This is a genomic window from Agromyces sp. GXQ0307 (assembly GCF_044769845.1).
Classification (GTDB): Bacteria; Actinomycetota; Actinomycetes; order Actinomycetales; family Microbacteriaceae; genus Agromyces.
Genome location: NZ_JBIZVY010000001.1, coordinates 748,888 through 761,515 on the forward strand (window position 1 = coordinate 748,888; position 12,628 = coordinate 761,515).

At 67.4% G+C, this 12,628-nt stretch carries 11 protein-coding genes and 1 pseudogene; 9 read left to right on the plus strand and 3 right to left on the minus strand.

What is annotated here, in order from left to right:
* Positions 1-10: 10 nt before the first annotated feature.
* Positions 11-520 carry a hypothetical protein gene (locus ACIQH8_RS03485; RefSeq protein WP_400994810.1) on the plus strand — a complete coding sequence of 170 codons (510 nt, stop codon included), beginning with the start codon at positions 11-13 and terminating at the stop codon, positions 518-520.
* 283 nt (positions 521-803) lie between these two features.
* The gene (locus ACIQH8_RS03490) at positions 804-2,252 is read left to right on the plus strand and encodes a P-loop ATPase, Sll1717 family (protein WP_400994813.1); all 1,449 of its coding nucleotides are present in this window, start codon (positions 804-806) and stop codon (positions 2,250-2,252) included.
* A gap of 39 nt (positions 2,253-2,291) precedes the next feature.
* Here ACIQH8_RS03490 and ACIQH8_RS03495 read toward each other — a convergent pair whose 3' ends face one another.
* Positions 2,292-3,179, minus strand: coding sequence for a hypothetical protein (locus tag ACIQH8_RS03495; RefSeq protein WP_400994815.1), 888 nt, complete (start codon positions 3,177-3,179; stop codon positions 2,292-2,294).
* Positions 3,180-3,588: 409 nt separating this feature from the next.
* On the opposite strand from ACIQH8_RS03495, the gene ACIQH8_RS03500 reads away from it, so the two are divergent.
* Positions 3,589-3,906 carry a hypothetical protein gene (locus ACIQH8_RS03500; protein ID WP_400994818.1) on the plus strand — a complete coding sequence of 106 codons (318 nt, stop codon included), beginning with the start codon at positions 3,589-3,591 and terminating at the stop codon, positions 3,904-3,906.
* 250 nt (positions 3,907-4,156) lie between these two features.
* Here the strand turns inward: ACIQH8_RS03500 and ACIQH8_RS03505 are convergent, their stop codons facing one another.
* Complete coding sequence (locus ACIQH8_RS03505; RefSeq protein WP_400994821.1) at positions 4,157-5,173, minus strand: LacI family DNA-binding transcriptional regulator; 1,017 nt, start codon at positions 5,171-5,173, stop codon at positions 4,157-4,159.
* Between the two features lie 204 nt (positions 5,174-5,377).
* Here ACIQH8_RS03505 and ACIQH8_RS03510 point away from each other — a divergent pair, with 204 nt between their 5' ends.
* The 6 genes and pseudogenes from ACIQH8_RS03510 to ACIQH8_RS03535 all read left to right on the plus strand — a co-directional run bounded on the left by ACIQH8_RS03510 (position 5,378) and on the right by ACIQH8_RS03535 (position 12,199).
* Positions 5,378-6,313 carry a dihydrodipicolinate synthase family protein gene (locus tag ACIQH8_RS03510; protein ID WP_400994823.1) on the plus strand — a complete coding sequence of 312 codons (936 nt, stop codon included), beginning with the start codon at positions 5,378-5,380 and terminating at the stop codon, positions 6,311-6,313.
* Between the two features lie 154 nt (positions 6,314-6,467).
* Complete coding sequence (locus tag ACIQH8_RS03515) at positions 6,468-7,778, plus strand: Nramp family divalent metal transporter (protein ID WP_400994826.1); 1,311 nt, start codon at positions 6,468-6,470, stop codon at positions 7,776-7,778.
* A gap of 164 nt (positions 7,779-7,942) precedes the next feature.
* On the plus strand, positions 7,943-9,781 hold the full coding sequence (locus tag ACIQH8_RS03520; protein WP_400994828.1) for a hypothetical protein: 1,839 nt from the start codon (positions 7,943-7,945) through the stop codon (positions 9,779-9,781).
* A 9-nt stretch (positions 9,782-9,790) separates the two neighbouring features.
* Positions 9,791-10,681 carry a hypothetical protein gene (locus ACIQH8_RS03525; RefSeq protein WP_400994830.1) on the plus strand — a complete coding sequence of 297 codons (891 nt, stop codon included), beginning with the start codon at positions 9,791-9,793 and terminating at the stop codon, positions 10,679-10,681.
* 255 nt (positions 10,682-10,936) lie between these two features.
* Positions 10,937-11,674: pseudogene (locus ACIQH8_RS03530) on the plus strand (DUF222 domain-containing protein); the annotation flags it as partial.
* Positions 11,675-11,746: 72 nt separating this feature from the next.
* A complete protein-coding gene (locus ACIQH8_RS03535) occupies positions 11,747-12,199 on the plus strand; it encodes a hypothetical protein (RefSeq protein WP_400994833.1) in 453 nt (150 codons plus the stop codon).
* Between the two features lie 49 nt (positions 12,200-12,248).
* Here the strand turns inward: ACIQH8_RS03535 and ACIQH8_RS03540 are convergent, their stop codons facing one another.
* Positions 12,249-12,602: an STAS/SEC14 domain-containing protein gene (locus ACIQH8_RS03540; protein ID WP_400994835.1), complete on the minus strand. Its 354-nt coding sequence runs from the start codon at positions 12,600-12,602 to the stop codon at positions 12,249-12,251.
* Positions 12,603-12,628 lie beyond the last annotated feature (26 nt).

A 12,628-nucleotide genomic window follows, 5' to 3' on the forward strand; every position in this document is an offset into this window, starting at 1 on the left:
GCCGGTGGCAATGTTTACCGTGAACACATGGACGCCGACCCCAACGCCGACGCCGACGTCCGCACCGCTGGACTCGACGGACCTACTCGATGTCATGGATGCTCTCACGTCGATGGACGCTCTCCTTTCCGCGGTTGTCGGCGCGCTCATCGCCGTCCTCGGCGGCTTCGCTGGGGCGCTTCTCCAAGGGCGACGCGAACACGTGAAGTGGCGCCGCGATCAGCGCCTGAGGGCGTACGCCGACTTCATTGCGGCGACCGATAACTACCTCGGCGCAGCCCATCGAGGTGATGAATCAGAGTTGCCAACTGTGGCCCGTGCGTCGTTGACCGCGAGCGCCCATGTGCGGCTGTTCGGGCCGGACAAGGTCTATCAGGCCGCAGAATCGTTGCAGAAGGCAACCGTAGCCAGTATCCGTTCGCTCACACTCGATGCTCAGACTCTCGATCAGCGGGAGGATGAGCGAATCGCAGCGCGAGAAACGTTCGTCGATCTGGCGCGCGCCCAGACAAAGATCTAGGCGCCGCCCGTCAGAAGGCACTCTCGCAGAGCCGGCCCGCAGAGCTCGACCGCAGCTCGGAATCTGGCGACCTGCCGCGTCTCCACGGCGATAGCTGGCGCTTCGCCATCGACCGTCGCGATCTATGTTCTCCGAGGGGGCGGACGCCAGGAACGCGGCCACACTCTTATGATCCGCGAGGCCGAACGCGCTAATCACGGCCTCGGCGCGGACAGCGCAACCTGAAGCACTAAGCCATCCGAGTTCAAGACAGAAATCTGATCGGTGGCGTATCGTTCGATTCATGTCAGTACGCCTGGTGGACCTCGATTTTGGCGACCCATCTGCAGAGAGCGACGAGCGCCTGATTGAGCACTTCATCTTTACCCCGCTCGCAGAACAGCTCGCGACCCGCAAGATCGGTCTCGTCGTGGGCCGGAAGGGCTCAGGTAAGACCGCCCTATTTCGGGGAGGTGAGGAACTATTCAAGAAGTACAATCGACCGGCAAACGTGATCCGGCTAGACATGAACGATCTAACTTGGGGCGCCTTTGCGGACTATAAGAACCTGGGCTTAACGGCAGAGCATGCCGCAACGGCCGCATGGCACCTCGCACTTCTGGTGCAGGTCGCCGCGCAAGTGGTGGCTGCCGACTACAAACATTGGAGTCGCGAGTCCCAGCCCGACGTAGCTGTGCTCACCACGTTCATTCGAGACAATTTCGGCGACATCACTCCCAGTCTCGCGAAATCCAGCGCATTAATCGGCCAGATATCAGGGCTGAAGATCGGGGCGTTTGGCGCATCCTTAGAGGCTAGCTTTAGGGGTGAGCCGTCGGCACGAGAAATTGCCCCGGCGCTTTCTGACGCGATTGCGCAGCACCTCATAGCACCGATGAACGACTCCCCTTGGATCATTTTGGTCGACAAGGTCGATGACGCCTGGGACGCATCTCAGGATAAGAAGTCTTTGATCGTTGGCCTGATCAAGGCAGTGAAGAGGATTAACGACGACTTCGGGTGGCGGGACGAACCCTTTCGGGGGTTGCGGGCTATCGCCTTCCTCCGCACCGACATTTACGACGTGCTCGCATTTGACGATAAGGATAAGCATCGGGCCTCCACCATTCAGATCAGCTGGCGCCATGAAGAGCTTCGCGAGATGCTGCAACGCCGCCTTGGTGAGAATCTCGAGCTTGACGATATATTCGAAACACGAACGCAACAGCGTGGTGGTCGAATTCCGATTGGCTCGTTCAATTATCTTGTTTCGCGCACTTTCATGAGACCACGCGACCTCATCCAGTTCCTTAGCGAAATTCAGACGGCTGCGCCCGATGCCGAGAAGATTCGGCGCGGAGCCGTTCAGGCTGCCGAAGTCGAGTACAGCAAGAACAAGGTTGATGATCTCCTGAACGAGTATCGGCGTGCGGCGCCTTGGGTTGAGGACGCGTTCAACGCCTTGCGTTTTGGGCCCACGAAGTACGGTTCCCGAAGTGAGGTACTGTCCCGTTTGAGCGACATCGACACCGCCCAGCTCCAGTCGAGAGGGATGCGGGGACTGGAGGAACTCGCCGACTGGATGGTGGAGGAGAGCGTGTTGGGGTCTTCACTGCGGCAAGGCGTCAACGCGCCTCGACAGTTCCGTTGCGAGGGCGCGCAGGTACAACTGCGTGAAGACAGACCAGCATGGGTGCACCCGGCACTCGTTCTCGGGTTGGCCCTCACGGAGCCGCGGGCAGCAAGGAATTGATCTTGGGCCGTCGCTCACCTTGTGGAGCGCGAGGAGCGTTCACGACAGGCCGAGGAACCCCTTTCCGAGCTCGATCAGCGCCCCTGCGATCACGTCAGAGGAGACGCTTCCGGCGATCGCAATGGCACCAGTTCGCACCCGATCGAGGAACCCGGTCGTCACTGGGCCGTCGACCCGGCCATCACGTCGAAGTGCCAGGATGAAATCGTCGATGTCGTGGGCTGAAAGCCCCAACTCCCCTACTTCACGCCTGAGCGAAGCTTCGTCGCCCTTGTTTACGACCGATTTCTGTCTAATGTGCGCTCCGGCGGCGACATTCGTACCATCTCCGGTGATGTTGTTCGTGAGGTTGTAGACAACTCTGGCGACACCTGGATTCTCGACGGTGGGACCCCCGACTGCCCCGGCATTTGGAAAATCCGCCTGGAGTTCGAGCGCGAACTCGAGCGCCTTGGATCGGACAGAGTCCACCACGCCGAGGAGGCTCTGTCTGGTAACCACGTTCCAAGCCGAAAAGAGATTATGATACTGAATCCTAAATACGCCGGACTCCTCGTACGCCTTGACCGCATATGCGGACCACGCCCGAGAGGGCTCTGCTTCAGCCTCAGCAAGCGCCTGCAGTTCAACCAGGGGTTCGCGCATGTCGACCCTCCAAAGATCGTCCATGCCCTCAGGACGAGCGGTCAGCTGGTGCCTAATCTGACTCTGCATGGGGCCGGTGAAGAGTGCCATCACGTTCGAATCGAACGTCCGGTAGGCCGGCACGTCTATGCCCTTGGGGTAGCCCGAAAGCTCATGCTTGGTCCACTGAACGATGTCTGCTGCGCCGAGCCGATGGGCAACGGTTAGCACCTTGCGCAAGAGATCGGGCGTCGGCACTTTCGAGTCTGAACTAGCGTCGATAATCTCGTCGAGGAGAGTCACAAGCCGAAAGGCTACACACACCCACCGACATCACGGCCATTCAACAAGATGTCAATGTCGCATCGGTAGGTCGGCACCCGGGAGGAAGGTTCCTGACGCGGGGACAGTTGAACGCGGCGCCTGGGCCGTTTTCGAGCATGCAGCCCTCCTCTCCTGTCGGCACCGCATCTAGCATCTCCTACGGCGTCATCGCGTCGGCCTAGCTGCGACGCGCCTCGCCGCGACCGCGCACAAGTGCAGGTTGCGCATTCGGGATCGCCGCAAGATCATCGGGCATCGACCGGCCGAGCGCGACGCCGACGTGCCCCCGAGGCCCGGACGGGCGAGCTCGAAGTCCCACGGCGGGCCGCTCTAACGGCGGTCCGCGTGGTCGATCCGCATGACAGAGGCTCGGGCTAGGGTCGGCCGTATGGCGACTCCTGAGGAAGTGGATGCGGCTGGTGCGGTCGGCATCGAGATCGATACGTTGGTCGACAAACTGGGCACTGCGCGGATTACTCGGTATGCCGACACCTCGTACGACGTCGGACGCGCACAGATCGAGCCGGGCGACTGGTATCACATGACGAGCGGTCGAAGCCGATACGACTACGGCCTGATGCGGGTTACGAACGATGGAGTCGTGGCGTTCACGCGCGATGAAGTGGGAGTAACCGATGGCGAGCTCCTTCCGGACCTCAATGGCGCCATCCGCTACTTGATTGGTCGGCGGACCAGTCAGGGCTGACATAGAGCGTTCGCTTCGCCAGGCGCCCCTGCACTGCCCATTCGAAGGATCGTCTACGTCAATCTGGCCCGCGGCGGATGTCCCGCAGCCCGCGTGAGCCCGGAGTGAGGCCGGACAAGCATCCGGGTCTTCGAAGTACGCCGCCTCCTGCGCGTGGAACGGGGTGGCGAGTTGGACGAGGCGCACCTTCCACTCGGAAACCGGTGAAGTCGAGCATTCATCGTGCCGCCCGTCAACCGCGGCCGCGACGTCAGCGCCCCGGCGGCGCCGTCGACGCGCGGGGAATGAGCGTTGGCAGGGCCATCCGGATGCCTCGCTCCCCCTCCCCCGGCGACAGCAGCAGCTCGAGCGCCGTCGAGGCGATCTGCTCGAACGGCGTGCGCACCGAGGAGAGCGCCACCGGCAGCCGCGACACCAGGGGGATGTCGTTGTAGCCGACGATCGAGAGGTCGGATCCGATGCGGAGGCCGAGGCCGCTCGCCGCGGTGAGCACGCCCATCGCGAGGTTGTCGTTCGCGGCGAAGACCGCCGTCGGACGGTCGGGGCGGTCGAGCAGGCGCGTGCCCGCCTCGATGCCGTGGTCGACGCCGTAGCCGACCGAGAGCATGCGGGTGTCGTCGGTCGGGAGCCCGGCCTCGCGGAGGGCGCGCTCCGCGCCGGCCCGGCGGTCGCGGGCGCTCGAGGTGAACCACGGCCCGGTCACCATCCCGATGTCGCGGTGCCCGAGGTCGATCAGGTGGCGGGTCGCGAGGTATCCCCCGGTCTCGTCGTCGCCGAGCGATGAGGGGCTGATGCGGTCGGTGCGGAGCACGAGGACGTGGGGGATGTCGCGGGCGCGCAGTGACGCCGGAAGCTCGTCGTCGAGGCGGGCGGTCGCGAGGATCACGCCGTCGACGTTGCGATCGAGGAGGGTCTCGGTGGCGCGGCGCTCGTCGTCGGGGTCGTCGCCGCAGGTCGCGACCACGGCGAAGTAGCCGCGGCGGCCGGCGGCCTCCTCGATCGCCTGGAACATGAGGGCCATCACGGTGTCGGTCAGGCGCGGGACGAGCACGCCGATCGTGCCCGTGGCGCCGCGCCGGAGGTTCGCGGCGAACATGTTGCGGCGGTACCCGAGCTCCTCCGCGACCCGGCGCACGCGCTGCGCCGTCTCACTTCGGGAGGCGGGCGTGCGGTCGTCGAGGATGCGGCTGACCGTCGAGATGCTCACGCCGGATGCCTGCGCGACATCCTTCAGCGTGACCGGCCCACCGGCGTGCGTGCGCTCCACCTTCAACCTCCTGCCACCGCGAGTCTACGGGCGGGCGACCGGCGCGATCGGGCGCCATGCGACGGCGCGCGCCACGCGGCATCCGGAATCGGGTGTTGACAGTCGCTCACGTCATGAAGCATGCTTGCAAACGTTCCCGCAAACGTTCCCGGTATCGTTTCCACACCGCGGGTCTCGACGAAGAGAAAGACAAGGAGTCGGACGATGGCACTCGACCTTCGCGGACTGAACCCCGCACCCGTGACCCCGTTCACCACCGACGGCGACATCGACTTCGCCGCCATCCAGCGCCTGGGCTCGTGGCTCGGCTCGATCGACGGTGTGAAGAGCCTCGTCGTGCTCGGCCACGCCGGTGAGGGCACCTTCCTGACGGTCGACGAGCAGCTCGACGTGATCCGCGCGTTCGTCGACTCGACCGAGGGCCGCGTGCCCGTGATCGCCGGCATCACGGGCGAGGGCAACAAGGTCGCCGCGCTCGAGGCCGAGCGCGCGAAGGCCGCCGGCGCCTCCGCCGGGCTCGTCTACCCCTCGCACGGCTGGCTGCGCTTCGGCTACCAGCAGGGCGCCCCGCAGAGCCGCTACCGCGAGATCTGGGAGACGAGCGGCCTGCCGTCGATCCTGTTCCAGTACCCCGACAACACCAAGGCCACCTACGACCTCGACACGCAGCTCGAGATCGCCGGCCAGGAGGGCGTGTTCGCGACCAAGAACGGCGTCCGCAACATGCGCCGCTGGTACACCGAGATCCCCGCCCTGCGCGCCGCGTACCCCGAGCTGCAGATCCTCTCGTGCCACGACGAGTACCTGCTGCCGACCATGTTCGACGTCGACGGCCTGCTCGTCGGCTACGGCAACATCGCCCCCGAGGCGCTCATCGAGCTCATCGAGGCCGGCAAGGCGCAGGACTACCCGCGCGCCCACGCCATCCACGAGCGACTGCTGCCCGTCACCAAGAACGTGTACCACCGCGGCTCGCACATGGAGGGCACCGTCGCCCTGAAGTGGGGCCTCGTGCACCGCGGCATCCTCGACCACGCCACCGTGCGCACCCCGCTGCTGCCGCTGCCGGATGGCGCGGACGCCGAGATCGCGGCGGCGTTCGCGTCGGCCGGCCTCGAGAAGGTCGGCGTCACCGTCTGATCACTGCGGCGGGGGCCCGAGGCATCCGGCCCCCGCCAACCACCCCCTCACCGATCTCGCCGCCCAGGCGTAGCATCGTCGCCGTCGAAGTGCGGCACCCGAGTCAATGACGACTGCGCGGCCAGGCGCCGCACTCCGAAGAAGGAGGCTCGCCATGAGTGAGCGAACCAAGACCCGCCACACCACCACGACCCCGGGCACCGGGTACGGCCGCGTCTCGACCGAGTCGATGCGCGCCATCGTCGAATCGAGCGGCCGGCGCCGATCGTTCTGGCAGCAGCTCGCGCTGATCGGCCCCGCGTTCGTCGCCGGCGCCTGGCAGTTCGGGCCGGGCAACCTCACCACCGCCGTGCAGGCCGGCAGCGGCTACCAGTACACGCTGATCTGGGTCGTCGTCGTGTCGACGGTGCTCATGATCTTCCTCACCGACATGAGCGTGCGGCTCGGCATCAAGTCGCCCGTGTCGCTGATCTCGTCGATCAAGGACCACCTGGGCACGCCCGTCGGCGTGCTCGCCGGCATCGGCGTGTTCCTCATCACGCTCATGTTCTCGGTCGGCAACGCGGTCGGCGCGGGGCTCGGCCTCTCGATGCTGCTCGGCGGCGCCCCGATCATGTGGACCGTGATCTGCACCGTCGCGGTCGCTGCGCTGCTGCTGTTCCGCAACGTCTACCGCGTCATCGAGAAGGTGCTCGTCGTCGCCGTCGCCGCCATGTCGGTCGCGTTCATCCTCAGCGCGTTCATCGCGAACCCCGACTGGGTCTCGGCTGCGTCGGGTCTCATCCCGACCGCGCCGGACGGCGCCTGGCTGCTGATCGTCGCGCTCGTCGGCACCAACTTCAGCGTCAACGCCGCCTTCTACACCTCGTACGGCACGAAGGAACGCGGCCGCACCGAGGAGCAGTACCGCGACGTCACGATCGTCGACACCATCCCCGGCATCGTCGCGCCCGGCATCATGACCTCGCTCGTGATCGTCGTCGCCGCCGCCGTACTCGGCTCGACCGGCGAGGCCGCGGCGACCATCGTCGCCCTGGCGGGCATCTTCGAGCCGCTCGCCGGCCCGATCGGATCCACCCTCTTCGCGCTCGGGTTCTTCGGCGCCGCGTTCTCGTCGATGATCGCCAACGCGACCGCCGGCGGGACCATGCTCTCGGACGGACTCGGACGCGGGGCCTCGTCGGGCTCCAAGACGGCGAAGATCGTGAGCGGCAGCATCCTCGCCTTCGGGGTGGCCGTCGCCCTCATCTTCCAGCAGGCGCCGGTGCAGCTCATCGTCATCGCGCAGGCGCTCACCGTGCTCGTCGCGCCGCTCCTCGCGGTGCTCATCATCGTCATGGCCAATCGGCGGTCGCTGATGGGCGAGATGCGCAACCGATGGTGGCAGAACGTGCTCGGCGTCGTCGGGCTGGTGTCGGTCGTGGCGCTGTCGGTTCGGCTGGTGATCAGCCTGACCGGCGGGTAGGCGCGGGGACGCACGTCACAGGGGCGGCCGGGGATGATCCCCGGCCGCCCGCTCATCTCGTCGAGACAACCGCCGTCGCCGTTTCTCCGTGCTGACCCTGTTGCCGCACCCCGCCCACACCGCGAAGATGAGCCTGTCTCGAATTCTTCGCGGAAGGCGTTCCGATGATCGAGTACCGCTGGCTCCGAAGCATCCATGTGTCGTTCGTCGGCGCGCTCGAACAGGCCGCGTTCCTCGAACCCGAACTCGAAGCGCGTCGGCAGGCGGCGGTCGATGCGGTGCGCGATGCACCGGCCGCCGCGCTGCTCGGGGCGTTCGTCCATCACGTCATCGCACGCTCCGACGATGACGATGACGATGACGATGACGATGACGGCGACGGCAGCGAGCTCGACCTGCTGGCCCGGGCGTCGGCCACCTGGAGCCGCGGGCGCGAACTGGCCGAACGACTCGGATCCATCCGAGCCGCGCTCGAATCAGCGCTCGAGAATCCGACCGCTCCCAACGCGACCGGCACGTTCGACACGGCGACGGTGCAGCTTCAGCAGCTCGCCAACGACGCCATCGCCCTGCGCGCCGACGTCGACGTCATCCGCGCCGAGGCGACGACCATGCAGCACCTCCCCCCGCATCCGCGCCAGGACGACCTCGACGTATCCCGGTGGCGCTGGCGCGATCGCGTCATCGCACGCCGTGGCGATGCCTTCGTCCGCGCGCTGTACCGGAATGCCGAGCCTGCGACACCGAGGTGCCTCGCGGCCGCCATCGGTGCGACGAGCGCCTACGCGGCGCACGCGAGCGGGTCGGCGTACCTGAATCACGTCGTCGGCGGGCCTCGGCGACTGCACCGCTTCCGCGACCGCCTCGGGTCGTACTCGATCGGCAGCTGGGTGTCGTCGAACCAGTCGACGCCGACCGACACGCCGACCCGGTTCGCCGACCTGCTCGCCACCGTCGCGCCGAACGGGACGCTCGATCCCGACCTCGACGAGGTCCTCACCGCATCCCTGCGCGAGGCATACGATCTGCCCGCCGACGTGAGCGCGCCGTCGATGAGCACGGGCGTCGAACGCGTCATCCGCCACCTTCGCCTGCTCGATTCGTTCACGATGCCGGCCGCGCCCGCCCCGCCCTCCGGCGGATGGATGGCGCTCGCCTGGAGCGATCCCGCGAATCCGCCGGCGCATCTCGTTCCGCAGGACCTGGACGTCGTCGGCACCGACAACGGCCCCGCCGTCCAGATCGGGCCGGGCGAGCCCGGACCCGGTGCACCCGGCAAGTCCGACGTGAAGTCCGCCAGCGAGGTCTGCGGCGTGATCGCGCTGATCCTCCTCGTGGCCGACCTCGTGCAGGCGTTCGTCCGGTGCATCGTGCAGTGGGCGAATGACGAGACGTGCACGTTCTGGGAGAACATGTTCCTCAGCATGCTGTTCGAGCAGGACCCGCCCGACCCGCGCGAGCAGCGCGAGGTGTGGGATCCGCAGTCGACCGAGCAGGGCCTGACGGCGATCGGGACCTCGCCGCAGGCGCTCCAGCTCGTGATGCTGCTGTTCGACCTGCACACCCAGATGTTCGAGACCCTGGCGCGGGCCCGCACCTTCCTCGTGATCACGGGGCTCGTCGTCCCGGAGTCGACTGCGTCGCTGCCGCTCTACGAACAGTTCACCAGGATCAGCGTCGAGCCGTTCGGGCCGCATCTCGAGGAGCCGGACCCGGAGTCGACCTACCATCGCTACCCGGCCACGGAGGTCGAGGAACCGTCCGCCGCGCCGTCGCCGTACACGCATGGCGCGTCGCCCGGCGTGGTCTCCGACGGGAGTGCGGCCCTGGACGGCCGCACGATCGCGCTGTCGCTGTGGAGCGAGATCGCGCACGGGGCCGACGGCGTCGTCAACCTCGACCTCGACGCCGACCGCGGTCACGGCCACCCGGCGTGGGAAGCCGCCGGATCGGTGCACGGCGCACCGGTACGGGTCCGGATACTCGACTACACCGAGCAGTGAGGCAAGCGGATGTCGCACCACGACGATCACGATCAGGAACAGCCGAGACCTGACCTGCGGCCCTTCTTCTGCCTTCCGTACTGGACGGCGGCGCTGCAACCGGGAGGCACGTGGGACACGGGCGAGCAGCGGCCGTTGCCTCCGCAGGTGGTGTCGTGGCTGAGCCCCGCCATCGTCGCGGGGCCGTACCGACCGGGCGAGACGCTCGAGGTCGCGGTGCAGGTCCGCAACTCGGGCGACGGCAACTCCCCATCCATCGCGACCGTCATCGTGTACTGGGCGGATCCGACCGTGGGCTTCGCCACGCCGGAGTTCTTCGGTGCGACGACCGTCGCCGTGCCACCCGCCCGGACGTCGCCGCTCACCGTGACGACGCCGACGATGCGTCGGACGATCCCCGCGTCGGCCCCCGACCACATCTGCCTGCTCGCCGCCGTGCACCACCAACAGGATCGAGCAGGCACGGTCTGCGACCCCGTCGGCGACCGCCACTGGGCGCAACGCAACCTGACGGCGGTCACCGCCCACCCGGGTGCGCCGGCGATGATCGCCTTCGACCTGGCCAACCCGTCGGCGGATGACGGCGAGTTCATGCTGATCGTCCGGCGAGCCGAGCTCTCGGCCGTCGTGCCGCTCGCGGCCGAGTTCGGCGTCGCGGAGTTGTCGGAGGTTCCGGCCGTCGTGACGCTGCATGGGCCCGACGGTCGTCCGCTCACCGATCCCATGCGCGAACTGACCCATCACCTGTTCCTCGCCGCGCACGAGCGCGTCAGGGTCGAGTTGGCGGTCGAACCCGAGGGCGAGATCCCGGCTCACACGGCGGTCGTTGCCGAGGCCGTCGTGATGGCCGACGAGGAGCGGCCGGTCGGCTCGCTCGGGTTCGTGCTGCGTGGGGAGTAAGGAGTTCGCACGGCCGTGTGACGCGGCATCCGCTCGTGACCGTGCGGCTTCCGGGTGCGGTCGACAAATCGCGCTCGGTGGATGTCGGGGGCCGGGGCGACTCGTCCTCCACAGGGGACCCGTTGACGACGTTCTCCACATGCGAATCGCAGGTCAGTAGCGATTTTCGCGATCGGCGGATGTCGGTGGGTGCGGGGATGATCGAAGCATGGAACACTCACCGCGGTCGAACCCAGGGAAGACGAACTCCGGACGGAACGCTCGCTCACCCTGCGGGAAGACCGGCGCGGCGTCGTGCACCTGCACGCGCGCCTGGACCCCGAGAGCGCCGCACCGGTGAAAGCCGCGATCGAGGCGCTCGTCGGCGATGCGCTGCGGCGACGCGAGCCCTCCGAGAGCGCCCCGCTGATCGACGACCACCGCACCATCCCGCAGATCCAGGCCGACGCGCTCGCCCGCCATACCCTCGGCTGCACCCACACCCTCACCCCACTTGCCAAGACCACCGTCATCGTGCGCATCGACCTCGACACCCTCGTCGACGGGCTCGGACACGCCGGCATCGACGGCCTCGAACAACCGATCTCCGCAAGCACCGCCCGCCGGATGGCCGCCGACGCCGAGATCATCCCCGCCGTCCTCGGCGGCGACAGCATCCCGCTCGACCTCGGCCGCGCCGCGCGCCTCTTCACCAAAGCGCAACGCCTCGCCCTCGGCGAACGCGACGGCGGCTGCGCCTCCTGCGGGCAGAACATCGGCTACGTCGAAGCCCACCACATCCGCTGGTGGGACCGAGACGCCGGCCCCACCGACCTCGCCAACGGCGTGCTGTTGTGCTCCTTCTGCCACCACATGATCCACCGCGACGGATGGCGCATCCACGCCGACCCCGACGAGGTCTGGTTCATCCCACCCCCGCACATCGACCCCGACCAAGTGCCTCGACTCGGCGGACGCGCACGATTCGAACTCCGCGAACCCGCGGCCGCGTGATGGCCGTCCACGGGGCTCCGGCATGCCATGATTCGGGCAGCTCCCAACGCCCACCCCATCGAGAGGACGCCGATGCCCCAGGCCCGCATGCGCCACGAGTTCACGCTGCGCGCCGAGCCCCGGGCCGTCGCCGAGCACCTCGCCGAGCCTCGCAACTACATCGGGCTCTCGCCGCTCGTCATCGAGGTGCGAGACATCGGTCGCGCGGGCGCCGCGATCCGCTACACCGCCGTCGAGCGCTTCGCGCTCCCCCTCGGCGGGCACCTCGACAACGCCATCGACGTCACCCTCGCACTCGACGACACCGACCCGACCTCGCTCCTCGTCGGCGGCGACGTCGTCAGCCCGGGCCGGGTCCGGCTGAGCTATCGATACGAGATCGCACCGGATGCCGCCGGCTCACGCGTCATCGACTCGCTCCAGCTCCGGGCCCCGTTCGGCCTGCTTCGCTTCGCGGCGTCGCGCGCCCGCGCGGTCCAACTCGAACGGGCTTGCGTGCTCGCGACTCGTCTCGAGACGACCTGACGCATCCGCTCCGCGGTGCACACGACCCGGGCCGGGCCGGGTGCGCGCGTCAGCTCCGCAGCCAGGCCCAGGCGGCGTCCTGGTCGTCGAAGTACGCCGCCTCCTTCGCATAGAACGGAGAGGCGAGACGGGCGAGGTACTCCTCCCACTTCTTGTTTCCGACGATCGCCATCCGGTCGATCTTCTCGTGGAACTCGTGGCCGAAGTTCAGGTCGGAACCCCAGGCGCCGATCTTCTCCCACGTGAAGTCGGTGAGGTCGACCATCAGCTTCACCGTGCCGTGCTCCTCGACTGCGGCCGCCACGGCGGGCGTCAGGACGTCGTAATCGGCGCGCGTGACGTCGCCGGACACGACGAACCCGAGGATGTTCCCGCTGCTGCGGTCGGACTGCGTGATGGTCATCGGAGTGCTCCGCTCTCTCGTGTCGT

Excerpts from the sequence above, each read along its gene's own strand:
- ACIQH8_RS03500 (WP_400994818.1), top strand. The coding sequence starts at position 3,589 with ATGGCGACTCCTGAGGAAGTGGATGCGGCTGGTGCGGTCGGCATCGAG.
- ACIQH8_RS03540 (WP_400994835.1), bottom strand. The coding sequence starts at position 12,602 with ATGACCATCACGCAGTCCGACCGCAGCAGCGGGAACATCCTCGGGTTC.
- ACIQH8_RS03510 (WP_400994823.1), top strand. The coding sequence starts at position 5,378 with ATGGCACTCGACCTTCGCGGACTGAACCCCGCACCCGTGACCCCGTTC.
- ACIQH8_RS03520 (WP_400994828.1), top strand. The coding sequence starts at position 7,943 with ATGATCGAGTACCGCTGGCTCCGAAGCATCCATGTGTCGTTCGTCGGC.
- ACIQH8_RS03525 (WP_400994830.1), top strand. The coding sequence starts at position 9,791 with ATGTCGCACCACGACGATCACGATCAGGAACAGCCGAGACCTGACCTG.
- ACIQH8_RS03485 (WP_400994810.1), top strand. The coding sequence starts at position 11 with ATGTTTACCGTGAACACATGGACGCCGACCCCAACGCCGACGCCGACG.
- ACIQH8_RS03490 (WP_400994813.1), top strand. The coding sequence starts at position 804 with ATGTCAGTACGCCTGGTGGACCTCGATTTTGGCGACCCATCTGCAGAG.
- ACIQH8_RS03515 (WP_400994826.1), top strand. The coding sequence starts at position 6,468 with ATGAGTGAGCGAACCAAGACCCGCCACACCACCACGACCCCGGGCACC.
- ACIQH8_RS03535 (WP_400994833.1), top strand. The coding sequence starts at position 11,747 with ATGCCCCAGGCCCGCATGCGCCACGAGTTCACGCTGCGCGCCGAGCCC.